Origin of the sequence: Aquimarina rhabdastrellae (genome assembly GCA_947387485.1) — a bacterium.
Classification (GTDB): Bacteria; Bacteroidota; Bacteroidia; order Flavobacteriales; family Flavobacteriaceae; genus Aquimarina.
The window spans coordinates 1-1636 of record CANDNT010000047.1 but is presented as its reverse complement, the minus strand read 5'-3'; the positions used below and the strand labels follow the sequence as shown (position 1 = coordinate 1636).

Here is a 1636-nt window from a genome sequence, read left to right as displayed (position 1 = left end):
TACAAAAAACAAAAACAACTAGATGCTTTAATGGCTATTTGGGGGCTTTTACGTTTTATGGCGCAAAATGAAAACACTGATGTGATTTACATCAAAAAAGATGAAAAGCGCTTATTAAGAGTACAACAAGCCAATGATTTTTTAAAAGCTTTTAAAGAAGTGTATTATACACAAGGACATGGTTTATACCTCAATGCCACATTAAAAGAAGAATTATTTTACTGGAGAGGTGCGACATATAAAATCCTTAAAGCTGAAGGTAAATTTGGAATAGAAACCACTAAAAATGAAGATATCGAAATTAAAAATAAAACCTATCAAAAAGAACTATTTGATACACGATATCATACAATTAATGAGTTATTAAAGCAACTATTACAAACATTGAACTAGGATTGAAAAAATGAATGATTTTCTAATCAATAGTACAAAAAATAGGTGTTTTTTCAATCCTATTTTTGAGGTTAAACTCAGTAATCACAAGGGGTTGCCCCTGTTAAAAACAATGTTATGTTGGGAGTAACCTCACTTTGGAAGGTATTCACAACAGGATTACCATCCTTGTCTTTACCCTCATAGTTGGGAGTAACCTCACTTTGGAAGGTATTCACAACATATATCGGTTATCTCCACACCCGCACTATAGTTGGGAGTAACCTCACTTTGGAAGGTATTCACAACTCAATAAAGTAATACCCAGATTTACCGATAGTTGGGAGTAACCTCATTTTGGAAGGTATTCACAACCACGAAAATTCTTTTAAGAACTTGTCTAGTGTTGGGAGTAACCTCACTTTGGATGGTAGTCACAACAGTTTGAATTTTTCATCTTTATATAACTAGGTTGGGAGTAACCTCACTTTGGAAGGCAGTCACAACATTGTGATCAATGGTAGCATAGTCGCTTTCGTTGGGAGTAACCTCTCTTTGGAAGGTATTCACGACGACAAGAAGTAAAAATGTAGAATGTAAAATATCGAAGTTTAAAGTGCTCTTGTATTAATGATTTGTCCTTGAGTTATACTCTTTACTCATCACTAATTACTAATTACTTGATATTGATGGCATTCACAAATGAAAGTATAGAATGTAGATTTGAGATACAGTTGAGAGTAACCTCACTTTGGATAGTAGTCACAACGACAAGAAGTAAAAATGTAGAATGTAAAATATCGAAGTTTAAAGTGATTTTGTATTAATGAGTTGATCTTGAGTTATACTCTTTACTCATCACTAACTACTGATCACTTAATATTGATGGTATTCACAACTAGCCGTTAAAATAGAATTTCCTTGTACGAGTTGGGAATAACCTCACTTTGGAAAGTATTCACAACCGTAATTCTCTACTTTCTTCTTAAAGTTCTGTTGGGAGTAACCTCATTTTGGAAGGTATTCGCAACGACAAAAAGTAAAAATGTAGAATGTAAAATATCGAAGTTTAAAGTGATCTTGTATTAATGATATGATCTTGAGATATACTTTTTACTCTTCACCAACTACATATCACTTGATAAAAAATGTTAAAATCAAGTCTAAAATCATCATTACCTCTTTTGTCAAATTAGGCTTCCTTTCTCCTTTTTCGTATCTTATATATAGTTAATTATTAGAGAAAAACCTTAATAAACCGAGA

The 1636-nt window shown here is 32.3% G+C and carries 1 protein-coding gene; it reads left to right on the top strand.

Going from position 1 to position 1636, the window contains the following annotated elements; translation table 11 throughout:
- Positions 1–393: hypothetical protein (locus ACYEKI_RS21160; RefSeq protein WP_459213206.1), on the top strand; the 393-nt coding region annotated here is incomplete at its 5' end.
- Between the last annotated feature and the right edge of the window lie 1243 nt (positions 394–1636).